21 protein-coding genes are annotated in these 23,446 nt (G+C 42.2%); 16 read left to right on the top strand and 5 right to left on the bottom strand.

What is annotated here, in order from left to right; all coding sequences use genetic code 11:
- Positions 1 to 9: 9 nt before the first annotated feature.
- The 3 genes from M3221_RS11615 to M3221_RS11605 all read left to right on the top strand — a co-directional run bounded on the left by M3221_RS11615 (position 10) and on the right by M3221_RS11605 (position 3,284).
- Positions 10 to 1,419, top strand: coding sequence for an NAD-dependent succinate-semialdehyde dehydrogenase (locus M3221_RS11615; RefSeq protein ID WP_251271944.1), 1,410 nt, complete (start codon positions 10 to 12; stop codon positions 1,417 to 1,419).
- Positions 1,420 to 1,707: 288 nt separating this feature from the next.
- Positions 1,708 to 2,523 (top strand): alpha/beta fold hydrolase, encoded by an 816-nt coding sequence (locus M3221_RS11610; protein ID WP_251271930.1) that lies wholly within the window; start codon positions 1,708 to 1,710, stop codon positions 2,521 to 2,523.
- A 128-nt stretch (positions 2,524 to 2,651) separates the two neighbouring features.
- Positions 2,652 to 3,284, top strand: a complete 633-nt coding sequence (locus M3221_RS11605; RefSeq protein WP_251271929.1) for a CPBP family intramembrane glutamic endopeptidase — start codon at positions 2,652 to 2,654, stop codon at positions 3,282 to 3,284.
- A 332-nt stretch (positions 3,285 to 3,616) separates the two neighbouring features.
- Here M3221_RS11605 and M3221_RS11600 read toward each other — a convergent pair whose 3' ends face one another.
- The gene (locus M3221_RS11600; protein WP_251271928.1) at positions 3,617 to 3,871 is read right to left on the bottom strand and encodes a DUF1292 domain-containing protein; all 255 of its coding nucleotides are present in this window, start codon (positions 3,869 to 3,871) and stop codon (positions 3,617 to 3,619) included.
- Between the two features lie 410 nt (positions 3,872 to 4,281).
- On the opposite strand from M3221_RS11600, the gene M3221_RS11595 reads away from it, so the two are divergent.
- From M3221_RS11595 to M3221_RS11580, 4 genes are all read left to right on the top strand, one after another.
- Entirely contained in the window at positions 4,282 to 4,971 is a 690-nt protein-coding gene (locus M3221_RS11595) for a metal-dependent hydrolase (protein ID WP_251271927.1), read from the top strand.
- A gap of 562 nt (positions 4,972 to 5,533) precedes the next feature.
- Entirely contained in the window at positions 5,534 to 5,683 is a 150-nt protein-coding gene (locus M3221_RS11590) for a hypothetical protein (RefSeq protein WP_156153524.1), read from the top strand.
- A 49-nt stretch (positions 5,684 to 5,732) separates the two neighbouring features.
- Entirely contained in the window at positions 5,733 to 6,473 is a 741-nt protein-coding gene (locus tag M3221_RS11585) for a spore coat protein (RefSeq protein ID WP_251271926.1), read from the top strand.
- 304 nt (positions 6,474 to 6,777) lie between these two features.
- Positions 6,778 to 8,571, top strand: coding sequence for an acid phosphatase (locus M3221_RS11580; RefSeq protein ID WP_251271925.1), 1,794 nt, complete (start codon positions 6,778 to 6,780; stop codon positions 8,569 to 8,571).
- Between the two features lie 264 nt (positions 8,572 to 8,835).
- Here the strand turns inward: M3221_RS11580 and M3221_RS11575 are convergent, their stop codons facing one another.
- Complete coding sequence (locus tag M3221_RS11575; RefSeq protein ID WP_251271924.1) at positions 8,836 to 9,324, bottom strand: immunoglobulin-like domain-containing protein; 489 nt, start codon at positions 9,322 to 9,324, stop codon at positions 8,836 to 8,838.
- 455 nt (positions 9,325 to 9,779) lie between these two features.
- Here M3221_RS11575 and M3221_RS11570 point away from each other — a divergent pair, with 455 nt between their 5' ends.
- Entirely contained in the window at positions 9,780 to 10,649 is an 870-nt protein-coding gene (locus M3221_RS11570) for a cation diffusion facilitator family transporter (protein WP_251271923.1), read from the top strand.
- A 337-nt stretch (positions 10,650 to 10,986) separates the two neighbouring features.
- Positions 10,987 to 12,138, top strand: a complete 1,152-nt coding sequence (locus tag M3221_RS11565; protein ID WP_251271922.1) for an RNA-guided endonuclease InsQ/TnpB family protein — start codon at positions 10,987 to 10,989, stop codon at positions 12,136 to 12,138.
- Positions 12,139 to 12,330: 192 nt separating this feature from the next.
- Here M3221_RS11565 and M3221_RS11560 read toward each other — a convergent pair whose 3' ends face one another.
- Complete coding sequence (locus tag M3221_RS11560) at positions 12,331 to 13,308, bottom strand: metallophosphoesterase (protein ID WP_251271921.1); 978 nt, start codon at positions 13,306 to 13,308, stop codon at positions 12,331 to 12,333.
- A gap of 598 nt (positions 13,309 to 13,906) precedes the next feature.
- The gene (locus tag M3221_RS11555) at positions 13,907 to 14,179 is read right to left on the bottom strand and encodes a hypothetical protein (RefSeq protein ID WP_242236565.1); all 273 of its coding nucleotides are present in this window, start codon (positions 14,177 to 14,179) and stop codon (positions 13,907 to 13,909) included.
- A 341-nt stretch (positions 14,180 to 14,520) separates the two neighbouring features.
- Here M3221_RS11555 and M3221_RS11550 point away from each other — a divergent pair, with 341 nt between their 5' ends.
- The 5 genes from M3221_RS11550 (at position 14,521) to M3221_RS11530 (ending at position 18,866) form a co-directional block, all read left to right on the top strand.
- Positions 14,521 to 15,606 carry a CdaR family transcriptional regulator gene (locus M3221_RS11550; RefSeq protein WP_251271920.1) on the top strand — a complete coding sequence of 362 codons (1,086 nt, stop codon included), beginning with the start codon at positions 14,521 to 14,523 and terminating at the stop codon, positions 15,604 to 15,606.
- Positions 15,607 to 15,716: 110 nt separating this feature from the next.
- Positions 15,717 to 16,874 (top strand): glycerate kinase, encoded by a 1,158-nt coding sequence (locus tag M3221_RS11545; protein WP_311316137.1) that lies wholly within the window; start codon positions 15,717 to 15,719, stop codon positions 16,872 to 16,874.
- A gap of 32 nt (positions 16,875 to 16,906) precedes the next feature.
- Entirely contained in the window at positions 16,907 to 17,185 is a 279-nt protein-coding gene (locus M3221_RS11540; protein WP_251271919.1) for a YciI family protein, read from the top strand.
- A 466-nt stretch (positions 17,186 to 17,651) separates the two neighbouring features.
- Positions 17,652 to 18,173, top strand: coding sequence for a helix-turn-helix domain-containing protein (locus M3221_RS11535; protein ID WP_251271918.1), 522 nt, complete (start codon positions 17,652 to 17,654; stop codon positions 18,171 to 18,173).
- A 3-nt stretch (positions 18,174 to 18,176) separates the two neighbouring features.
- On the top strand, positions 18,177 to 18,866 hold the full coding sequence (locus M3221_RS11530; RefSeq protein WP_311316139.1) for an RNA-guided endonuclease TnpB family protein: 690 nt from the start codon (positions 18,177 to 18,179) through the stop codon (positions 18,864 to 18,866).
- 246 nt (positions 18,867 to 19,112) lie between these two features.
- Here the strand turns inward: M3221_RS11530 and M3221_RS11525 are convergent, their stop codons facing one another.
- Positions 19,113 to 20,477, bottom strand: coding sequence for a citrate:proton symporter (locus M3221_RS11525; RefSeq protein WP_251271916.1), 1,365 nt, complete (start codon positions 20,475 to 20,477; stop codon positions 19,113 to 19,115).
- A 664-nt stretch (positions 20,478 to 21,141) separates the two neighbouring features.
- On the opposite strand from M3221_RS11525, the gene M3221_RS11520 reads away from it, so the two are divergent.
- Both M3221_RS11520 and M3221_RS11515 read left to right on the top strand, forming a co-directional pair.
- Positions 21,142 to 22,239: a tartrate dehydrogenase gene (locus M3221_RS11520; RefSeq protein ID WP_251271915.1), complete on the top strand. Its 1,098-nt coding sequence runs from the start codon at positions 21,142 to 21,144 to the stop codon at positions 22,237 to 22,239.
- Between the two features lie 253 nt (positions 22,240 to 22,492).
- On the top strand, positions 22,493 to 23,251 hold the full coding sequence (locus M3221_RS11515) for a GntR family transcriptional regulator (RefSeq protein ID WP_251271914.1): 759 nt from the start codon (positions 22,493 to 22,495) through the stop codon (positions 23,249 to 23,251).
- Positions 23,252 to 23,446 lie beyond the last annotated feature (195 nt).

Genomic DNA, 23,446 nt, shown 5'->3' with positions numbered 1-23,446 from the left:
ACATGGCGTATGTATATAAACGGAGAGTGGCTGGATACAGAGGAGAAAATCGAAGTTGTGAACCCTGCCACGCTTGAAGTCATTGCCACTGTTCCGAAGGCGGGGGCCAAGGAAGCGAAAGAAGCTGTTGATGCAGCGAGTGAGGCACTGCCGGCATGGAAAGCGAAAACAGCAGCGGAGCGCGGCGCCCTGTTGATGAACTGGTTTCGCTTAATTGATGAACAAAAAGAAGATATTGGCCGGATTATGACAACAGAACAAGGGAAGCCGCTAGCGGAAGCAATTGGGGAAGTTGGGTATGCAAACAGCTTTATTTCCTGGTACGCAGAAGAAGGGAAGCGGATTTACGGTGAAACCATTCCCGCTTCTGCACCGAACAAGCGGATTTTCGTATCAAAGCAGCCGGTAGGCGTCGTAGCGGCCATTACACCATGGAATTTTCCAGCAGCGATGATGACGCGTAAAGCGGCCCCTGCTTTGGCAGCGGGGTGCACGATTGTGGTGAAACCAGCCGAACTCACACCGCTCACTGCGTATAAACTTATAGAATTGGCAGAAGAAGCCGGTATTCCAAAAGGTGTTATTAACGTGATTACCGGTGATGCGGCAGCGATTGGAGAAACGTGGATGGCCGACAGCCGAGTCCGTAAAATTTCCTTTACCGGCTCTACAAAGGTAGGAAAGCTGCTAATGAAACAAGCGGCGGACACAATGAAAAAAGTATCTTTGGAGCTTGGCGGACATGCACCATTTATCGTAACGGAAAATGCCGATCTTGAAAAAGCTGTTGCAGGCATGATCGCTTCAAAATACCGCAATGCAGGACAAACATGTGTCTGTGCTAATCGCGTATTTGTTCATGAATCGGTTGAAGAGGAATTTGTAGGTCTTCTGAAAAAAGCAGTCAGTGAGTTAAAAGTAGGCAATGGCCTAAGTGATGGTGTCCAAATCGGGCCACTGATCAATCAAGCTGCTGTAGATAAAGTGAGAAACCAGCTGGATGAAGCAATTGAAAAAGGAGCACGCCTTGAACTAGGCGGTGAAGAGTTTCCAGGCGAAAAAGGATACTTTATTACACCGGTGGTTTTAACCAATGTATCGGACGACATGGCGTGCATGAATGAAGAAACATTTGGGCCGCTTGCACCGGTGACAACGTTCAAAACCATTGATGAAGTAATTGAGCGGGCAAACAACTCACCATATGGACTTGCTGCATACGTTTTTTCAGAAAATATCTCCGAGGCAATCACGATTTCTGAAGGCCTCGATTACGGTATCGTCGGATTAAACGATGGACTTCTTTCTGTTGCCCAGGCTCCTTTTGGCGGCATGAAAGAAAGCGGACTTGGCCGTGAAGGCGGACATTTTGGAATGGAAGAGTTTTTAGAGGTGAAATATATTTCATTGGGTATGTGATGAGAAGCTGTTCCGGCGGATGCCGGGGCGGCTTTTTAGCTTTATACAGTTTGGCTGCAACAGCGAAGAGGCCACGCTACCTCATTTCATAAGTATCCTTTCTATTTAGCAGTGGGAGTGTCAGGGGAAATTCAAAAATATGACTGTGATAAGCTTTTTTTGATCCCGCGTTTTGACACGGTGAAAATTCGGGTATGCGAAAAAGAATATAAACGGAGATGAAGTATAATATGTGCTTTTTTCTGTTATCTGTTTCTTATTTTTTTATGTCAGGAGTGAAATCTGCTTATGCCATATGCTGCTATCCGTGAAGATCTTTCACTGTACTATCATGTAAAAGGGGAAGGACTGCCAATTGTCTTTATCCATCCGTTTGTGATGGGCCACAATGTTTTTAAACATCAGGAACCCCTCGCTGACAGATATAAAACTATCTTTTATGACCTCGCAGGCCATGGCCAGAGCTCGAAAGGAACAAGTCCTTTATCCATCGAGCTTCTTGCGGAGGACTTGAAGAAAATGCTTGATCAAATTGGCATTGAAAAAGCAGTGGTCTGTGGATATTCGCACGGCGGCCTGATTGCCCAGGAGTTCGCTTTAACATATCCCGAACGGACACTGGCAATAATCTTGTCCGGTGGTTTTTCCGAAATAAATAATCTCACGCCGAAGGTTTTCATTAAATCGGTGATGGCCCTGGCAAAAATCCGGCAAATCGGCCTTGCTGCAAAACTACAGGCAAAGCTGAATAAGTGCTTTCCAGAAGATGAGAAAGAGATTTATGAGTACGCCCGAAAATCAGATGCTGCGCGTTCGTATGAATTTTGTAAAACAGGACTGCATTACAAATCTACTAACGTCCTTCACCGATTGAACATGCCGATCCTGCTCGTATACGGATCGCTGGAAAAGCCCATGCATCATTACCGGATTCCTTTTCAGCAGGCAGCACCTCAAACAGAAGTGGTATATATACAAAACGGAACTCATCAGATTCCACCGAGGTCTTTTTCGGAGTTCAATGCAGTTGTGGACCGCTTTTTGCAGCCAATCAAAGAAAGATGCATGCAGGAGCAGAAAAAGAAAGAAACGGAGTCCTCCTAAAAGGAAGGAAGATAGACGCAGCTTCAAAAGCATTAAAGAAGATCTATTTTTTTATCCATCAGACAGCTGGACTTTTGGTGAAATAAGAATGCCAGTGAAGCAAATACAAAACAGCCTTGGGGGTTGCGATGAAGAATTTCGTGCGCTTAATAGGACCGTCTTTAATGATTTTGATTGGGCTGCAGCTGCTGGAAAGTGTCGTTGTCACATTTGTGCTGTTTTACAGCTGGCTGCTGGCTGTGCCGCTCATTGATAAAGCTTTCCCGAAAGAAAGAGTACAGATAACAAAACAAGCCATTGTTTTAGGGCTTGGAAGCGGGCTGCTGTTTTTCCTGTTCATTTTCGGAGGCCTGAAATGGCTGCATACCTATCTTCTCAATATTGGTGAGCTTCGTACACTGCTTATGAAATGGGGGTTCTCTGGCCCTGGAGAGATCGGACTGGTCTTGGTGCTTCTCATTGCAAATCCGATCTTGGAAGAATTGTATTGGAGGGGGTATATGTATGAAAAGCTGAGAGCAAACGGGAAAGCGGTGTACACAATTTTCATGACCGCCTCTTTCTATACGCTTTATCATCTCCTTTCGGTGATCCCGATGTTTCAGGGGATATCCAGCGTTGCAGCGATTCTACCTGTTTTAATTGCCGGGCTTTTCTGGGGATATACAAGAGAAAAAACAGACTCCATTATCGCAGCCGTAATCAGCCACGTATTGGGAGACCTCGGAATCGTCGCGTCTTACTGGCTTATTCTAAGGTAAAAGTGGACAAATAATATGGTCGATTCAAAATGCGTCCCAGCCATGCAGCGGCAGACTGGGAAGGTGTCTTCATTCGCTTACGGCAGCTGTCTTTTGATTATTAAATCCTGAGCTGAAAAAGAGGATTTAAGGTCAGTTTTAGTCTGCGATCAATATTTGCTGTAAAAACTTCTTCAGACCCGAAAAAAAGGTTTATCGGCATTAGAAGTAAAAAACCGCCTGCTGATCGAATGGCAGACGGTCACGGCTTCGGAGGATATCTCCTGTTTTTTCAAGAAGACCCGAGTCAAGCTTTGCGATGGGCGGAATCGCTCAACTTTTGGATTATGTGCTCAGGATTCTTCAAAGGCGGCGGATATTTTGCGAAACTCTTCTTCATCTTCAATGACGGAAAATTGCTCGTCGTCCTCTATTTTAAGAAAAAAGACGTTGATTTTTTCTGTCGTGTTTTCTTGAATGTCTTCGACAAATCCGGCGGCTGCGTAGTCTGTTCCCTCAAGACTTAACGTTTCGAATACTTCAATTTCCCGCTCCTGATCATTTTCATCTACAAATGTAATGATATCGCCGGCTGCAATTTTTTCCATTTTTGTTCCCCCCTTGATATCCTTTTATCCTTATCGTTTCTGTTATTTTACCCAATGGTTATCAAAAAAATCTTCTGGTTCACCAACAGATCTTTAGGTACCGTTTCTTTTTTGTTTTTTCTGCTCTATCTGACATGGGGGAAGTTCCCTGTGCTCAATGGCTCTTTAAGCATTGTTCTGTAAGATGAATAAATTCTTATGCTGCGTGGCTGTGATCCGAACTAAAAGTGATATTCCTCTTCGTTACAAGCGGATGTACATGAATAGGATAAATCGCAGCTTGACTTGAACTGTGCTATGGCTAAACCCTGGAACAAGCATATTGCTTGGCAGATTTATCTAAACAATCTACTCTGTAAGAAGAGGTACCCAGCTTCAAACTGAAGAAGTTAAATAAAGGAGGCAGTAGGATGAAAATTACATACCATGGCCAGTCAACAATCTTAATTGAAACAAACGGAAAATCTCTTGTTATTGATCCATTTATTAGCGGAAATGCTGCAGCAAAGGTGAAAGTCGAAGATATTAAAGTAGAGGCTGTTCTTTTGACACATGCTCACGCCGATCATATTCTGGATGCAGCGCCTATTTCCAAGGCCAATAATGCACCAGTCGTTTCCAATCCTGAATTGGCTGCATACATGTCCTGGCAGGGTGTCGAGACAATTGGAATGAATATTGGCGGTACTCTGGATCTTGACTTTGCAAAAGCAAAAATGACCCATGCTTTCCATAGCTCAGGCATTATTGATGAAGAGAACAAAAACATTCTTTATGGCGGCATGCCGAGCGGATTCATTATCGAAGCCGAAGGAAAAACAATCCTTCACGCTGGAGATACTGGGCTCTTTGGCGACATGAAGATGATCGGGGACAGACATGATATCGATATTGCCTTTCTCCCAATCGGCGATCATTATACAATGGGACCGGAGGATGCAGTGCAGGCTGCTGAATGGTATAAAGCTAAATTGATTATTCCGATACACTACAATACTTTCCCTGTCATTGAACAGGACGGGGAGGCATTCGTTAAAGCTTTGGAAGAGCGCGGCATAAAAGGAAAAGTGCTTCAGCTTGGGGAAAGTATAGAATTATAATAAAATCGTGAAAAGCTGCTTTCATTGAAGGCAGCTTTTTTCTTTTGGAAAGTATCAGCGTTTAACCATTGAATATCCGAAATTTTAATTTAAACGCTTTTTTAATTTCGCGTATATTCTTTCGTGACCTCTTCAAGTCCCAGAATGCCCCAAAAAGAATTTCCCGCTTTTTCAGAGGCATTCTTTGTTCATTTTCCCGGTGGCATCTGTGTACTCCTGCATCATACTCTTTCCCCTAAGTGCGCTGTTTAATACGTTCATCTTCTATCAAAAATGGATAACCTGTACATAGCTTGTGCGAACGTACGTTTTTTATCCAGCGTCTGATCTTATCGATGTGAAGGAAACAGCTTTCATTGTCGTTTTTCCCATTCTTGCACTGAGCAGTAAGCGTTCATTTCTTGGTGATCCTTAAAGTATTCGTATGGGTTTGCTCCATTTATTGATATATCTCATCACGACCGGCATGCTTTCCACATGAGTACGGTCAATCCATATTTTGAAATCCTTTCATGGATGGATTTTATTGATTGATGCAGTCTAATAAGCGGAGGTGAGTTGAATGCTAAAGAACAGAAGTGGAAAAGGCGGCGTGCCGACTGGAGGCAATACAGGCGGCATTGGCGGCGGCCATACTGGTAAAATGGGCAAATCGGACACGGAGTTTTCTGCCGAAAATATCGTGAAAGAAGAAAAAAAACAAAAGAAATAACAGTGGTATCGAGAGCTTTGACATTACACACAATAAAGGGGATGTAAATATGCCATTCGGTGCTCACGAAACATTGGAAGTACATGAAATCCTATTGGAAAAAGTCAATATGATCACCCATTTTAATCTGTACCTGCAGGAAGCGCAAAATCCTGAATTAAGGGATCTGATTATGCGCCACCGCCAGGAGGAAATCCGGTCTTATGATGAAATTGTAGCTTATACACATGATTACAATGCGGCAGCGCCTGTGCCTCCAATGACCAATGTGAAGGGCGTATCTCCGCAAAACATTCAATATGGATTGAATAATCCTCCGCAGGTTGAGCCGCGTACCGGAGCTGCACTAGGCGACACGGAAATTGCTTCTGCTGTGCTTTGCGCGCATAAAAATGCCGCAAAAAATGGAATGTGGGCTGCCCTGGAAACCGCAGATCCTAATCTGCGTCGTATGCTCCTTAACAGTGCGGCAAACTGTGCTAACCAGGCTTATGAAGTATTTTTATTCATGAACAAGCAGGGGACTTACCAAATTCCTAAAATGAGCAGCCATACGGCGAAAACATACCTGCATACTTATCAGCCTGCCGGCCAGGCTTTTCAAAACCAATATTCCGCGCAACCAGGCTTTAGCGGCCATACGCCGGGTGCAGGCGGTGGAATGAACCAGAATTTCAACCCGGCTTCCCAGCAAAGCAATTTTTACGGGGGATTACAAGGTAACAGAAACGCACAGTATGGCATGAACGGAAACCTCCCAAATCAAGGCATGCAAGGTTATAGTAAATAACGGCAGCAAAATGTGTTAAATCATCCTCCAAGCCGAGGAGAGTAACGTTTTTACTTTCAAACAGGCTTGTTTATAGATAGCATCGTGTAAGGGAAAAGCCACTCATCAGTCACTATTATGACTGGTGGGTGGCTTCTTTATGTGGCTTGCAGGGCAGTAAACCTTCATAAAACATCCATAAAACTTTAATAAAACAAGGCTATTAACTTAACAAAATTCAGATAGTATTTTTATGCAAACAACGAATTGGTTAAGTGGTATTTTTACATAAATTACAAAATGATAAAAAGGATTTGATTGGAGAATGAAATTACTAAAGAAACATGTATCAGCTGCTTTATTAACTCTGCCATTACTTCAAAGTTCTCTGGGTGGAAGTTATGCGAGTGCAGAAACAGCACCAGCAAGCATGCCATCAACCGTAACACCGCCAGCACCGCCGTCTGCAGGATATTTTATTGATCACTATAAAAACAATAATTCCGCCAATAAAACGGAAAGTACAAATCCAGCTATTGGGGTGCTTTCTGGATATAATCAGCTCTGGACACCCGGTGCCACCTGGGATACGGGCACTAAACTGAACAGCAATGTCCTTGACGCCAACATTCAAAAAGTAGTGGATATGGCTGCGCAGCGCACTCCTAGTGAGGCAGATGCTGCTTATTTGGATGATCGCCGGAAGCAGAGCTATAGCGTCATCGATGGCCTTGGCCCACTTACTGATATCTATCGAACAAATGCAGGGGCGACGACTACCATCAACAATATCCCTGCAGATGCTGTGACAAAAAAATACAATGATGAAGGAACCAATGCAGGCAGCACAAGTTCTAATCTAGGCAACATGGTGAGTTTGGTTAATACATTACGCGGCAGCTATTCTTCTACGAACCCGGCTAAGGAACACTTTAATTATCCTCGCCCGTTTCGCTGGAGCAGCACGTCCATTGTTGTGCCGGCCCTTGTTCCTGCCATAAACCCTGATCCGGGCAAGGACGGCGGTTTTCCTAGCGGTCATACCAATGCCGCTTATTTGACTGCATACGCGATGGCTTATGCCGTACCGGAGCGTTACCAGGAACTGCTTACGCGCGCTTCAGAACTTGGCAACAACCGTATTGTCGCCGGTATGCACTCACCGCTTGATGTAATAGGAGGGCGTACAATGGCAACGGCGCTGGCGGCCGCGATTCTGTCCGATCCAGACAACGAGAGTTTGAAAAAAGCTGCTTATGAGGAAGCACACACTAAACTATTAACGCAAACCGGTACAGCGGAAGACCGGTTCAGCAATTATGACAAGAACAAAGCAGAATATACCGAGCGATTAACATATGGATTCGATCAGATTCATTCAACTGCTAAGCCAATGGTCGTTCCTAAGGGAGCTGAAGTCCTGCTGGAAACACGCCTGCCTTACCTTGACAGCGAACAGCGCCGCTGGGTTTTAGCCACTACAGGTCTTCCTTCCGGCTACCCAGTGCTGGATGATGCTGAAGGGTGGGGGCGTCTGAACCTCTTTGCAGCTGCAGATGGTTATGGGGCTTTTATTCATAACGTGACAGTAGCCATGGATGCTTCTAAAGGTGGGTTCCATGCATTGGATCAATGGCGAAACGATATCTCCGGTACCGGAAAGCTGACCAAAAAGGGAACAGGTACTTTAGTGCTGCAAGGAAACAATACGTATTCCGGAGGTACACAGATCGACGAAGGCATACTTGAAGGTGAATCAAAGACGGCTTTCGGAACAGGTAATGTCACGAACAACGGGGGTACCCTCAAGGAACACGTTTCTGGAGAGCTGACTATCGGCGGAGATTACAAACAGTCTTCCAATGGCTCACTTGAGCTTGACCTTCGCAGCAAAAATGATGTACTTAACATCGACGGAGCAGCCATCCTTAAAGGGAAACTGCGTCTTCATTTTTCCGAGAATTATGTACCTGCCGACGGCACCACGATCATCACTTATGATAAGCGCCATCGTAATGAAGTATTTTCTTCCATTGAGACCGAGGGACTGCCTAGCCAGTACAAGGTAAAGATTATCTATAAGTCAAACAGCGCTCATTTAAAGGTGATAAAAAAATAAACGATACACACCTTGAAAGCTCTCCGGCCTTTAAGGGAGGGGAGCAACTTTTTAGAACTTCTTTTTCCAATACCGGGAGCACTCTCTACCGGTAAATAAGATTCTGCTTATGGAAACAGCGTAAAACCTTGATTTATCAAGGCTTGACGCTGTTTTATTTTTAGCTTAAAGGAGGTTGGGTGATGATCTTTCTAATAACAAACCGCAGACTTCATCACCTCAAGACGAGTTTCTATGGCTAACTGGAATAAAAACCTGTAACTATTAGGAGTTTTCCTGCTTTATGACTTTAAAGGGGACAGAAAGGGTGAACCCCTCTTTTTCATGCCCGTTTGGACTAAAGCTGTCAGTGGCTCGATATTTTCCAGGAGTAAGATCATATTCCAATTCATCGGTGAACAGAATGATCCTCGATGAGGCGTGTGGACGAAGCACTTTACTCCGTTTAGTCAGGTAATACGATTTACAGGGCACTTCATACCACGTCCCATCAATATTTTTTTCAAGAAGAAAGTGTTCGCGGTAGCTGAATTCCTTATTGGTGCTGTTTTGAATCTGAAGAACAATACTGTTGCTGAACGTTGTATATTGTTCTTCTTTCATCGTTAGAGTAATCCCATCTTTTGAACTTAAAAGTTTTTGTAATTTCGACCTTTTAGTCAGTTCTTCATCTGATTTTTCTTGTCCATGAAAGGAAAACGGCAAAAGGAAAATAGTCATTACGCAAAGGGCGAAGATAAGCTGCTTTTTCACGAGAATCTCTCCTTCGGTTGCTTATAAAGAGGGTATTCATCTCACGACAAAGTATTTGTTTTTTTGGGTCTGAATTATTCAGCCTGCCAGCAGGGAAAATATTTAAAGTGGCTGAAACATCCCATCCCATCCACCATCCTGGCTAATTATAAACTGAATATACCATTACCTGCTTGTGTGAGAAGCAGCTTTTCGGAGATGCTAAAACAGCTTGCTTTCTTAATGTTAAGAAGAAAAAGAAGGGATTAGTCAGTGTTTTAATCAAGAGACAATGAACAGAAACAAAAACACAGAACTGTAAATGGGTTCTTTTTATCATATTTTTCAGATTGTTTGCTGAGTGAAACATTATTTGTACAGGCTTATTTTTGTTAAAAGGGGCAAAAAGATTGCTGTAGACCCACTCAAATTAGCTCTGGTACGATGTTAAAGAAGAAAAGGCCGGAGGAAAGAGTATGGATCAGAAATATCTTGATTTAAAGATGGGGGAACGGGGAGCCATCCTCAGCATCTTTGTATATATATGCTTATCTGCTTTTAAATTAACAGTTGGTTACATAGCGAACTCCGAAGCATTACAGGCAGATGGTTTAAACAATACAACTGATATTATTGCTTCTATTGCTGTGTTAATTGGATTGAAAATTTCTCAAAGACCGGCAGATCAAGACCATCCTTATGGTCACTGGAAAGCGGAACCTGTCGCTTCACTGGTGGCTGCATTTATCATGATTGCTGTAGGTCTTCAGGTTTTGTATACAGCCGCTTTATCTGTTTTTGACCGTACAACTGAAGCACCTGACCCTATTGCGGCCTGGACAGGCCTTTTTTGTGCGGCTGTCATGTATGGGGTATACCGGTATAACCGGAGATTGGCACAAAAAATTAGAAGCCAGTCTGTGATGGCTGCAGCGAAAGACAATTTATCCGATGCCTGGGTCAGCATCGGAACAGCAGTCGGTATTTTGGGGTCTCAATTTGGCCTTCCTTGGCTGGACCCTGTCGCAGCCGTTGTTGTCGGCCTGCTTATTTGCAAAACAGGATGGGAAATCTTTCGAGAAGCTTCTCATGATTTAACGGACGGCTATGACGAAAATCAGCTCGAGGTCTACAAGAAATCGATTTTTGAAATTCCCGGTGTAAAAGGGATCAAAACAATACGAGCAAGAAAATACGGCAGCAGCTCTGTAGTTGATGTTGTGATTTTGGTAAACTCCACTTTAGGGATCGGGGCAGCTCATGATATTTCAGTCGATGTAGAAGATGCATTGACGAAGGCACACGATGTGATTGAAGTACATGTGCACGTAGAGCCTAATTACTGATGCGGCCTCTTGGACGTTATTTTAAGAGGTAAAATCGTTTCAATATTTTACAAAAAAGAAGCAGAAAAAAATACTTTGATGCTGCTAAAGTATAGAACCCAAAGAGGCAAATGGTTTTCCATCCGCCTCTTTGGGTTCTTTTTGTTGTAGAAAATAAAGATGTTTAGTAAAAGTGTTTGTTTTTATCGCATTACCGGCTAGAAGACTCCTTCAAATTGCTTTGCAATTAGTGGGAGATGAATGGCCGCTTTTTTTTTGTGTGTTTGCTGCTTAGTAGTTGAAACATATGTTTCCTTTTTGGTATACTTTATTTGTTAAATACTGGAGGTGAATCGAGATGATGCTGAATTACCGGTTTGAAATTTTTCCGAATGAGGAACAAAAAAGCACGCTTCACTCATGGGTTAACCTCTGCCGCCAACAGTATAATTCCGCTCTTCTCGATAAACAAAGAGCCTACCAAAAGAACAAGAAAAACCTGACTAAATCTGACCTCAGTGCCCTATTAACCCTATCCAAGAAGCACCATCCATATCTCAAAAAAGTGCCCTCCCAACCCCTTCAGGAAACACTGGACAGGCTGGGAAGAGCGTTTGATCAATTCTTCAAAAAAGAAGCCCGCTATCCAAAGGTAAAAAAACATAAAGACTACCATTCCATTACATTTACACAGTTTGGCATAAGTAAACAGAAAGATAAAAAAGGAAAGGTTCATACTGTCCGGCGGGCCATTTCTTTCGGAAAAGGAGGAAAGCTCCTCATTTCTAAACTGGGCTTAATAGATATCCGCCTTCACCGGAAACTGGATGGCAAAGTCAAACAGGTGATCATTAAGCGCCAAAATAAGCGCTGGTTTGCTATTTTCTGTGTCGAAAGACAGGCAGACCCGCCGCAGGCTGTCCATCAAGCCTCTAAAACAGCTGGTATTGATGTGGGCATCAAGAAATTTGCCGTTCTGTCGAACGGCGAAGAGATTCTAAACCCAGGCTTTATCCGTAAGGAGGAAAAAAGGCTTATGCGTGCCCAAAAGAAACTTTCGAGAAAGAAAAAAGGCTCCTCAAACTGGCAAAAACAAGCGGACAGGCTGCAGAAGATTCATGCCAAAGTGGCGAACCAGCGGAAAGATTTCCTGCATAAAACAGCGTTTCGCCTGGCAAACACCTACAACATCATTTGTGTAGAAGATCTAAACATCCGCAATCTGGTAAAAAACCGGAAAGTGTCCAAATCAATTCATGATGCAGGCTGGGGAATGTTCCGCCAGTTTCTGACGTACAAATGCGAGCTCAATAGCGGCCAGCTGGTCAAAGTGAAGCCACATTTCACCACCCAGGACTGTTCGGAATGCGGAAAAAGGGTAAAAAAATCCCTTTCCGTCCGAACGCATGCCTGTCCGGATTGCGGCCTTGTGCTGGACCGCGACCATAATGCCGCCTTAAACATTGAAAAAGCCGGGCTGGCCCAGATAGGGCTCATTCCGGCAAAATAATTCTTTTACAACTGTAGGTCGAGGTCCCGCCCGAACAGTATAAAACAACGCCTGTGGAGATGATGTAAGACCCTGTTCGAAAGAACAGGGCAGACATCGGTGAAGCAGGAAAATCAGTGAAGTCAGAGCATGTTTTTTTATGTCTCTGACAGAGATGCTCCATCAAATTGTGCAGCAATTAGTTGGAGAGGTTCACTTTGTTTCTTGAACTTGTTTGCGGGACGTATTCACTTCGATTGTGCGGTCCTGTTCCCGGCCAAAGCCATCAATCTCCAAGCGGTCCTTGAATACTTGGATGACAGAGTACGCATTAGTATCAGGGGTGTCAAGCATGCCTTGGAAGTTCACATAGGAAATTCCGTTTTTCTCGCTGTAGTTGCCCACATGATTGTGACCGTTAAAGTAAGCCACTACATTGCCTGCAGACTCCAGCTCCTGTATGATTTCAGCGTCATTCCATGCGTTATGCTCGTTGGCAGGGTACACTGGATGGTGACCAATCACCACGACTTTTTCATGCTTTTGAGCGGATTTTTGAAGAACGTTATGTAACCATGTCATTTGTTCGGAGCCTACGCCGCCATTCCAGGTCTGGGCATTTGCCGCGCCCGTCGCTTTTAGCCCATTATACATTTGCTCGGCTTGCTGATATTTCTCGGAACCTGCTTCATTTGCATAAAAGCTCAGATCATTGGTGTCTAACACGATAAAACGCCAGCCTTTTTCGGCAAAGTCATAATATTGATTTTCCATACCTAAAATGTCAATCACTTCATCTGTTGGTACTGCGAAGTCATGGTTGCCGAGCACACTGTATTTAGGACCTTCAATTTTGTTGAAATAAGGAAGAATCGTATCAAAGCTCTCCACGTTCCGGTCAATGATATCACCTGTCTGGACAGTGAACGCGAGATTATGCTGATTGAGTTCGGCTGTTGCTTCCTGCATCTTGCTGATTGAATTCCGGTAATAACGTACACCTGCTGTATCACAGTCACAATACTGGACGTCCGCAATCAACCCGAATTCAAAAGAAGGCTTTTTGTCTGTCTGTTCGTTTCTTTCGGCAGATACAGACGTTGAAGCAAATAAAGATAATCCTAATGCGGCAGAAGCACCCATAAACATGAATTTTTGTGCCATGCCTGGTTTTCTGGATTCGATTGACATTTGTGATTCTCCTCTCATTTTTCAACTGACATGTCTATCATAATATATGAAAGAGAAGGAATTGATAAATTTACCCAATCTTTAGAAATTATTAAAACGTTAATATGTGATTTACAAAGTATTTAATCAACACATTAAGAAGATAGAGCGATCCATTAGTGAACGAGGTTTATAAATACAGACGATCAAACTGGCGTCGAAAAAAATTTATACAAACGGTGGTAAGGCATGTTAAAAAATATTTACCTAGCCACATCAAATAAGTGTTAAAAAATTACAGTTTCCCAAAAATAAAAAGCAAAGCTTGAAGTATCAGGCTTTGCTTTTTATTTTTGGGGCTTATGTTAAAGAATGTATCACTTAGTTTAGTGTTTAGATATTCCGGAAGAAAATTGCCATCAGTCTCATGCAGATTGAGCTAACAGCTTCGCAAAGAGGCAAACCTTGATTTCAAGGTTTGCCTCTTTCTTTTGCAGTAAAAACAAATGTGGATTCTTTTCATGAAGCAGAATGAAGCATCGAAATAGAAAAAGAGCGCTCTGTTACTTATTTCGGGCATTTAAACGTTGTACCGAGCACAATAAATACAGGTCTTTTATCAATCTTCTGAAGGACGAAGCTGCTGCAGCTGCTCTTTATTTTGGTTGAGCTGTTCTTGAAGCCGGTCAATAGGCTCCTGATGCTCACTGTTTTGAAGTGCATCGTTAAGCGCATTGTTTGCATGTTCAAGCGCATTTTGGACTTGTTGAATCGTTTGCTGAGTAGGGTGCGATTGAGCTTGTTGTAAAGCCAGCGTTACGTTATCTACAGAATTGTTCAATTGTGTGATCACATTTTTATTTTTCCAGCTCATTCCTGTATGTTCTGCCATAGCAAGTCCTCCTTTCTCGTATTAAATAATCGTACTCCTGTAGCATGGAAAAACCATTCCTTTTTTATGCATAGGCTGATCGAGAGGCCGAAAATGGCATGGTCATATAGATTTCTATCGAACTGGAAAGTGTGCTGCCTGTCTTTAAAGCCGTCTTTTCGTACATAATGAAGACCTGTCTCTGAACAAGTTTTAAAGCAGTTTGGTAAAGCGGTGAGCAGGTTTAAAAGATGAAGCAAGAAAGGTACATGACACGAAATAAATACACTTGAGCCATTCTCCTTCTCCGAATGATAAAATGAAAAAAGAAACCCAATTCATTATAGAAGGAATAGATAAAGATGAAAGAACAGTTTCAGATTAGTCCTTCTTTAGCTCAAATGATTGTAGATGCGGCAAAAGAAGTGATTGGAAAGGATATAAACTTTATTCATCTGGATGGAAAAGTGATTGCCAGTACGGATTCAGGCCGAATCGGCTCTTTTCATGCTGCGGCCCTTCAAGTGCGGGAAACAGAAAGTGTGATAGAGGTTTCAGAGAACGAGATGTTTAAGGGCGCAAGAAAAGGCATTAATTATCCCGTCATGATCAATCAGAAATTGCTTGGTGTGATCGGCATATCTGGGGATCCGGAAGAATGCAGGTCATTGGGATTTTTGCTGACCAAAATCACAGAGGTGTTAATCAAGGAACAAATGATCAAAACGGCTGTTCAATCTTTAGATGAATTACGCTCTTCCATTGTTCGCATGCTTATTTTTGAAAATGAAAAAGAAGATACTTTCATGAATGAACACCTGCAGCCATTGCAATACGAATTAGAAGAGAGAGCGTTTGTCGCTGTTATTCACTTGCAAGGTTTAAATAACGCCTCGTCACTCTCTGTTAAAATGAAGGGGATGTTAATCGAACAGGGCATTCAGCTTTTTGCTTACTTATTCCCCAGCCAGTACGTCTTAATTATGAATGAGTCACAGTATAAAGCAGCGCTACAAATTCTTCATACCCGTTTCCGTTCTATGGATGTAAGCTGTTCGGTGGGGATAGGCAGCGTTGGCATTATAGCGGAGCTCACAAAATCTTATGCCCATGCAAAGCTTGCCTTAAAATACGCCCTTTCAAAAAAGGAAACGGTATGCGAATACGAAAAGCTGGATTTAGAAATGATCATGGAAAATATTGATTCCCATATAAGAAATGACTATACTGTAAAACTTATCGGTAACCTTTCAGAAGGAGAAATAAACCTTTTACATACTTATTATCGCCATAACCTCTCGTTGAAGAGAACAGCTGAAGAACTATTTATCCACAAAAATACGCTGCAGTATCGTCTTGAGAAAATCGCTGAAAAAACCGGGGTAAATCCAAGAGACTACCATGATTCTGTGAAATTGTATATTGCTCTTCTGCTTCAAACTCTTTAGGTTGAAGCTTTTGTTATAGATAACAAAATGATTCTGAATCCTTTGTTATCTGGACTATTACATCCTTGTGTTTCTTTCCCTATACTTAATGATAAGTAAAGGGGGTTCTCATGATGAAAGTGTTAATTGCCATTGATTCATTTAAAGGAAGCATTTCTTCTATTGAAGGCAGCGAAGCCATTTCTTTAGGCATAAAAGAGATCTATCCTGAAGCAGAGATTGTAACACTTCCATTAGCGGATGGAGGAGAAGGTACCGTTGAGGCGTTAGTACAAGCAACAGATGGGAAACGAGTCGAAAAAGAAGTAACAGGGCCTTTAAAAGAAAAAGTACATGCAGTCTATGGGATTTTGGGTGACGGGAAAACAGCTGTTATTGAAGTGGCTGCAGCTTGCGGTTTGCCTCTTGTTCCTGACAGCCAGCGTAATCCACTCCTTACCACAACGTATGGCGTTGGGGAACTTATTTCCGATGCCATCGAAAAAGGATGCCGTGAGTTTGTCATTGGGCTTGGTGGAAGCGCTACAAACGATGCAGGAATTGGCATGCTTCAAGCCTTAGGTTTTCGCTTCTTGAATCAACAAAATGAAGAGGTTGGATTGGGTGCACATGCACTGCATGACATTTGGAAAATGGATTTGAGCCAGGTACACGCGAAGTTAAGAGAATGCACCTTCAAAGTCGCGTGTGATGTAAATAATCCACTTTACGGGCCGAATGGCGCTGCCTATATTTTTGGGCCGCAAAAAGGCGCTGCACCCGACATGATTGAACAGCTTGATAAAGGACTTAAACATTTTGCGGAAATCGTTCTTCATGGGCTGGGTACCGACATTCATAACACTCCGGGTGCAGGAGCTGCCGGGGGATTAGGCGCTGCATTTTCAGGCTTATTAAACGCACATCTCCAATCCGGAATCCAATTAGTATTAGACATAGTCAATATGGAAAAGAACATGCAGGGTGCTGACTTTGTGATTACAGGTGAGGGAAAGCTGGACGGACAAACATCGATGGGAAAAGCTCCCCTGGGCGTAGCGCAGCTTGCCCAAAAGCATAAGATCCCGGTTCTTGCACTTGCAGGCGGTGTAAATGAAGAAACAGCAGTATTAAATAAACTTGGCGTCACTTCTTATTTTTCCATTGTGAATGCACCGATGACGCTGGAAGAAGCAATGGATCCAAAAGTGGCGTTCAACAATTTAAAATCAACGACCAATCAATTATTCAGGCTGCTTCAAGCAGTTCGAGCAGAAGTGAAAATGTAACCGGTTAAAGTTCTGGAAAGGATGATCATAAAATGAGATATTTTGCGGTTTTTTTGCCTATGTTGAATGAGGAAAAGAGTCAGGAGTATCGTGTGCAGCACCTTAACTTTTTAGAAGAAAGACGTCGGGAGGGAAAAATATTTGCCAATGGCCGATTTGCTGACGGTGCCGGGGGATTGGTCATTTATCGAGCTGGCTCACTGGAAGAAGTGGAACAAATCGTGAAACAAGACCCGTATGTAATTCAAGGAGCAAGAGGGTGTGACATTCACGAATGGGAAATGGTAAGCGACGCATTGCTTCCTTACTGAGGTGAAAAGAAGCGCTATTAACAGAAAACTCTCAAGTGAAAAAAGCCTCAACGAATATGAAAATATTCGTTGAGGCTTTTTTATTAAGCTTTGTTACACAATATTCTTGGCTTTCTTGTTAAACAAACGGGGCAGTTTAGCTTGATCTGATCATGTATAAGCTAAACAATGAAAAGAGAGAGGTCGAAATACAGTACAATAAGAGAATACAAAATCTAATCGGAGCGTAGTGAAAGTGCGAAATGACGCAAAAACTTAATGTCTCTAAAAGTGGATACATGAATCATGTGGCGAAAAGAAGCTTGGTGCGTTTCAGTATTTATCATCTTCGGCGAGAACACCCCCACTTCAAGCTTGCTAAGTGGGGGATGAATCGCTGCTCTCTCAGTCATTCTTTTTCCTTGAACGCTGTATTGCTAAAATGGTATAATTAGGTATAGAACAAATGTTCAGGGTGGTGAGAAAAATGATAAAAATCAAAAAAGATGAAAAACAGAACCTTCATTTTAAAGCCTTTCGGTTTAAAATCCATCCAAGTGATGAGCAAAAACAACTGATTAACCAAACGATCGGCTGCTGCCGGTTTGTCTACAATTATATATTAAATGAAAACATCAAGAGTTTCGAAAAAACAAAAAAACGGTATACAGAAACAGCTGCCAAAAAGCTTCTTCCTGGGCTAAAAGAAACATTTAAATGGTTGTCTAGTCCTGATAGTATTGCTCTTCAGGCAAGCATCGAATATCAGTACGAAGGATTCAAAAAATATAAGGATCAGCCAAAAAAAGAATTAAAAAAATGTGCCGCAAAAAAATGCGCAGAAGGCTATACGCCGACGGCGTATGATTTCAAAGGCCATCCGACATTCAAAAGTAAGAAAAACTCGATTCAGAGCTATACGACCAAAATGACAAACAACAATATTAAAATGATAGACAACCACATTCAGCTGCCGAAACTCGGCTGGATTCGTTTTTCCAAGTCCTGAAACATCGAAGGCGACATTAAGCGTGTCACCGTGCGCCGCAGCAGTACCGGCCGGTATTCTATTTCGGTCATTTGCGAGATGCCTTATTCCCCGTACAAACCAAGCACCAACGATGCCGTTGGCATTGACCTGGGATTAAAAGAGTTTGCCGTGCTCTCCAACGGTGAATCCATTGCCAACCCGAAATACTATCAAAAATACGAAAAGCGATTAGCTTTTCTTCAGCGTGCGTTTGCACGTAAAAAAGAAGGTTCGAAATCGTGGGAAAAAAATAAAGTCCAGATTGCTAAACTGCATGAAAAAATCAAACACACAAGAGAAGATTTTCTTCACAAGCTGACGACCAGGCTCGTTCATGAAAACCAAGTGATCGCAGTGGAGAATTTGTCGGTGAAGAATCTCGTCCAAAATAAAAAACTAAGCAAGGGGATTCACGATGTGTCATGGTCGAGGTTCAACGAAATGCTCGCCTACAAAGCGAAGTGGTACGGACGAACGATTATAAAAGTCGATCCGTTCTTCCCATCAAGCCAGCTCTGCTCAAGGTGCGGGCATCAGCATAAGGATGTAAAAAATCTCGCTGTCCGGGTGTGGGAGTGTCCGTCCTGCGGTGTGCGTCACGACCGGGACCTGAATGCGAGCCTGAATATTAAAAAAGAAGCCCTTCGGCTTCTTTCACTTCAGTCTATTTAAGCTTGGTCATAAACCGTTGGAATACGGGGTTAGCCTGATTACTGGGGGGCGAAGATCCTCTTGCCCAGGAATCCCCCACTTCAACCGTCAGGTAAGTGGGCGGTAGTTCAATTCAAAATCATGCTGACGGTAAGAGATAGTCTATTAAAATCATCGATTTAGGCGAAGAGGTTCGCCTAGTTATACTTTATGATATTGATTTTATCCGATAGCAAAGTACAAATCATGCTTAAGAAGGACTTTTTTCTAAACCGGCAATGCTCCGGTTAATGTATAAACACCCAAGTATATGAATACAATTGGCCAAGCATACATGATATACGTTTTTTGAAAGTTTATAAAGTTTGTCTCTGTAGAAGCAACTAACATATATAGAGCTGGAATAACCGGTGAAATTAAACGGAATGCCTGTCCCACCATGGAAGCTACAGCCGCTTCGCCAGCGGAAATTCCGTACTGCCCCATAACATCTGCCATAACGCCTGCAATTCCAAAGTAGAAAGCATCCTGCGGTAAAAATGTAATGGCAGGTGCTGCAATTAACGCGTAGATGGGTGCCATATTTGAGCCTAATGATTCTGGGATTATAGCGGTAATAGATGCTGCCAAAGCAGTTGACATCCCGCTGCCTGTTAAAACACCAGAGAAAACCCCAGCGGCCAAAGTGGCCAAAGCGGGTGCTAAAGAATCTGCTGCTAAGTCATCAAGCCGTTCATTAATAAGACTTGCAGATTTATAGTTTACCGTAAGGGCAATGGCGGCACCTATACCAAATAAAACCCCGCCATGTGCAACATCCACGACAAGCATCACTAAAATAACGAGCGTTAAAATCAAATTAAACGCATATAGTTTAGGTCTCTTTAATTCAGGATCTTTCAGGCGGATAGCGTTTAACATGCTTTCCATTTGCTCTGGAGAAATGTCTTTAGCAGTCTTTGGATCAAAGTTTAAACGTTTTCTTTCTTTTATACCGATAAAATAAGCCATAAAAATGGCGAATACTTCAGCAACCAGCATTCCCGGCAATAAGTCTGCAAACAATTCACTGATACTTACGTCCATGGCTGTGGCTGCAGCAATGGTTGGGCCTCCCCATGGCAGCTGATTAAAAATGCCAATAGGGGTTACAATAATGACAGCTAAATAAACCAGCTTAATATTCATTTGTTTATAAAGGTGAAGGAAAGCAGCAACACAAATAATAATCGTGGTAGTCGTATCACCATTCATCGTGACGACTGTCGCCGTTAAAACGGTTGCCATTGTCACTTTCAATGGGTCCCCTTTTGCTTTTTTAATAAAGAACTCGCATAAAGGGTCAAACAAACCGACATTAAGCATGACACCGAAATACAGCACCGCAAATAAGATCACAATAGCGGGTGAAATAACCCCGGTAGAAACTTCTCCTGTTTCTTCATCTACACTAAATAAAATACCTTCTTTAATCCATTCAAAGAGATCCCAAAAGGAAGCGCCCGTTGCAAAGGTAGCAATGGCCCCGAAAACAAATGGAACAATAGTTAGTGCCCCGAATACAGTTAATTTATTTTTTGAGAGAAGTACAATGAACACAGTGATCATTAATAATGCTAAGACTGTTAACATACAAACCACCTCCTGTAAAAGTAATGAAACCAAATGATCTGCCATTTTTATTTCTAGGCTGCTGCTTTATGTAGAAACAATAGTCTGCAGAAAAATAGAAATGACAGCGTATACAAAAATATTCAGCCTTTATGATAATACGAAAAAAAACAAATCGGGTCATACAGGAGAATAAATTGGAAGGGCAAAGTTGCTTAAATGATCTCTTTTTACCTACACCTCTATTTCTTTCTTTTTGTTAATATTCAAGTTATCCAGCTTAAGAATGATCATCGATGAAAACTTAATATTTTGTAAGCGCATCCAATAATATCACCCCTTTATTTCTAAAATCAAATGATGCAAGGAAATAAATCAATAGAATTTCACTGATCAAATTGTATGTTAACGTATACGTAAATGTCAATAAGTTTCCGAATATTTTATTTTATTTAAAAAATATAATTGAACCAAATAAGGAAAACCCCTTATCTTATTAAAAATATATTAACTTTTCCAGGTTTTCGACTTTTTATTTTGCATATATATAGAAATAATAAGGAATAATTCTAAATTGTCAGAAAAACATTGACATTAACGTATACGTTATTTAATATAATAACTATAAGATTTACATTACACTAAGCCAATTGAACTGGCAGAATTAGTGGAGGAGGATATTTTAATGAGCGAAACAAAAAAAATCCGTTTAGCAGTTATTCCAGGGGATGGAATTGGTACAGAAGTCGTTGAGGCTGGTCTTCGTGTCATTAATCATTTAGCAAAAGATTCTAATGGTAAGTTCGAATTTGAAAGCGATTTCTTCCCTTGGGGCTGTGAATACTATTTAGAACATGGAAAAATGATGGATGAAGATGGAGTAGAAAAACTAAGAGATTATGATGCGATTTATTTTGGAGCTGTTGGATTTCCTGGAGTACCAGACCATGTTAGCTTATGGGGCTTGCGCCTGGCGATCTGCCAGGGGTTTGACCAATGGGCTAATATCCGCCCTATCGAATTTCTTCCTGGTGTGCCAAGACGACTTAATCATCCAGATGTAGATTCCCTAAACTGGGTATTGATTCGTGAAAACTCTGAAGGAGAATATTCAGGAATCGGGGGCCGCAATTTCTCCGGGCGTGGACCTGGAAAAGAGATGGCTGTGCAATCCGCTTTGTTTACAGAGCACGGCTGCGAACGTATTATCCGTTATGCCTTTGATCTTGCACGGACACGCAAAAGAAAGAAAGTAACCAGCATTACCAAAAGCAATGCCCAGCAGTATGGGATGGTGCTTTGGGATGAAGTATTTGCCCGCGTGAGCAAGGATTATCCGGATGTAGAGACAGATCAATGGCTGGTTGATGCAGCAGCTGCACAATTTGTATTGAAACCGGAGGAACTAGAAGTTGTAGTAGCTTCTAATTTGTTTGCAGATATTCTTTCTGATCTAGGCAGTGCTCTTGCAGGAAGTTTAGGGCTGGCTGCCAGCGCAAACATTAATCCTGAAGGAACTGCACCAAGTATGTTTGAATCCGTTCATGGATCAGCACCTGATATTGCAGGGCAGGGAATTTCCAATCCAATTGGAGCCATTGGAAGTGCCGCGTTAATGCTGGATCATTTAGGGCTAAAAGAAGAAGCAGAGCTTATTAACAAAGCCATTGCCGAAACGACACGCCAGGGCATCCTTACTCGTGACCTGGGAGGAACATATAACACAAGTGAAATAACGGACGCTATCATAGAAAATCTGTCCAAAGTTAAAACAGAAGTATAAAAAGCAGGCTGGGAGGTTTTCTAAAAACTCCCCAGCCTTTTTGTTTTATGATCTTAAAAATGTTCAGCAAGAGAAGGCTGGTGCCTATATAATCTGGTCTGTTTAGTTGACATTGCCTCATTTGGTTTGCAAACTGAAAGAGTATACTTTTTTTCTCTGCCGGAACGTAAAATCCTCTATGTCAGGCACCTGGAAGCCTCGCTTATTGGTTAGAGAATGATTTGAGAAATAAAGAATGAAGCAGGTGGCAAAAATGAAAAATGATATGGTTGAAAAAGGTAATGAAAAAAAATTTTCTTTAAACGAAATAGGCATGGAGAAGGAAATTCTGTTCTTTATTGACAATCTGGAAGGTCTGGATGAATACCGTCTGCCACAGCGTGCATACCACATTATTCGCCTTGCGATCCGTGATCTGATTCTTTCTCCGGGAAAAACGATATTAGAGAGGGAAATGGCTGAAGTGCTGCAAATGAGCCGTACTCCTGTAAGAGAAGCGCTCGTGCGTTTGGAAACAGAAGGCATGGTTCGTCTTATTCCGAGACGAGGATTTATTGTGGAGCCGATCGAGAGAGAAGACCTTAAACAAGTTTATGAAATTGTAGAAACACTCGATGGCCTTGCTGTTGGCCTTGCGACTGAAAAAGTAGGGGAAGAAGAAATAAGCAAACTTGAATCATTGATTGAGCAGCAGGAAGAAGCACTTGAGCAAAATGATTTAAAAAAATGGGCCATTCTAGATGATGAATTTCACCATCTCATTATTGACTTCGCAGAAAATAAGCGTCTTAGAACGGTAATAGACAGCCATTCAGACCAATTATATCGGGCCCGATTATTTACAATCAATCACCGGCCGCTTCCTTTTCACTCTATAGTGGAGCATAAAGCCATTGTTTCATGTATGAGAGCAAAAGACAGTCGTGCAGCCAGCGTTTTAATGCAGTCACACCGAAACCGTGCACGTAATGAAATTCTTACAGTAATTGGGGACATAGCCCAAGTGGATTAGCTTATTAGAATGAATGTATTGTAGAGCTAAAAAGAGTTCTCAAAGCAAACGGGAGAGCCAGGGTAGTCTTGCCCGGCTCTTTTTTTGCTTGTTTCCTTGACAAAAATGTCCCCTTTTAAAAGTTCCATTTGTCCAGGCAAAAGAAGGAACAAAAGGAAAGTGCTAAACCGCCCACAAATAGAAGCGTAAAGAGAA

The organism is Domibacillus indicus (assembly GCF_023715895.1).
Classification (GTDB): Bacteria; Bacillota; Bacilli; order Bacillales; family Domibacillaceae; genus Domibacillus; species Domibacillus indicus_A.
This window is presented reverse-complemented; position numbering and strand designations above follow the sequence as displayed.

Excerpts from the sequence above, each read along its gene's own strand:
- M3221_RS11615 (WP_251271944.1), top strand. The coding sequence starts at position 10 with ATGTATATAAACGGAGAGTGGCTGGATACAGAGGAGAAAATCGAAGTT.
- M3221_RS11610 (WP_251271930.1), top strand. The coding sequence starts at position 1,708 with ATGCCATATGCTGCTATCCGTGAAGATCTTTCACTGTACTATCATGTA.
- M3221_RS11605 (WP_251271929.1), top strand. The coding sequence starts at position 2,652 with ATGAAGAATTTCGTGCGCTTAATAGGACCGTCTTTAATGATTTTGATT.
- M3221_RS11600 (WP_251271928.1), bottom strand. The coding sequence starts at position 3,871 with ATGGAAAAAATTGCAGCCGGCGATATCATTACATTTGTAGATGAAAAT.
- M3221_RS11595 (WP_251271927.1), top strand. The coding sequence starts at position 4,282 with ATGAAAATTACATACCATGGCCAGTCAACAATCTTAATTGAAACAAAC.
- M3221_RS11590 (WP_156153524.1), top strand. The coding sequence starts at position 5,534 with ATGCTAAAGAACAGAAGTGGAAAAGGCGGCGTGCCGACTGGAGGCAAT.
- M3221_RS11585 (WP_251271926.1), top strand. The coding sequence starts at position 5,733 with ATGCCATTCGGTGCTCACGAAACATTGGAAGTACATGAAATCCTATTG.
- M3221_RS11580 (WP_251271925.1), top strand. The coding sequence starts at position 6,778 with ATGAAATTACTAAAGAAACATGTATCAGCTGCTTTATTAACTCTGCCA.
- M3221_RS11570 (WP_251271923.1), top strand. The coding sequence starts at position 9,780 with ATGGATCAGAAATATCTTGATTTAAAGATGGGGGAACGGGGAGCCATC.
- M3221_RS11565 (WP_251271922.1), top strand. The coding sequence starts at position 10,987 with ATGATGCTGAATTACCGGTTTGAAATTTTTCCGAATGAGGAACAAAAA.
- M3221_RS11560 (WP_251271921.1), bottom strand. The coding sequence starts at position 13,308 with ATGTCAATCGAATCCAGAAAACCAGGCATGGCACAAAAATTCATGTTT.
- M3221_RS11555 (WP_242236565.1), bottom strand. The coding sequence starts at position 14,179 with ATGGCAGAACATACAGGAATGAGCTGGAAAAATAAAAATGTGATCACA.
- M3221_RS11550 (WP_251271920.1), top strand. The coding sequence starts at position 14,521 with ATGAAAGAACAGTTTCAGATTAGTCCTTCTTTAGCTCAAATGATTGTA.
- M3221_RS11545 (WP_311316137.1), top strand. The coding sequence starts at position 15,717 with ATGATGAAAGTGTTAATTGCCATTGATTCATTTAAAGGAAGCATTTCT.
- M3221_RS11540 (WP_251271919.1), top strand. The coding sequence starts at position 16,907 with ATGAGATATTTTGCGGTTTTTTTGCCTATGTTGAATGAGGAAAAGAGT.
- M3221_RS11535 (WP_251271918.1), top strand. The coding sequence starts at position 17,652 with ATGATAAAAATCAAAAAAGATGAAAAACAGAACCTTCATTTTAAAGCC.
- M3221_RS11525 (WP_251271916.1), bottom strand. The coding sequence starts at position 20,477 with ATGTTAACAGTCTTAGCATTATTAATGATCACTGTGTTCATTGTACTT.
- M3221_RS11520 (WP_251271915.1), top strand. The coding sequence starts at position 21,142 with ATGAGCGAAACAAAAAAAATCCGTTTAGCAGTTATTCCAGGGGATGGA.
- M3221_RS11515 (WP_251271914.1), top strand. The coding sequence starts at position 22,493 with ATGAAAAATGATATGGTTGAAAAAGGTAATGAAAAAAAATTTTCTTTA.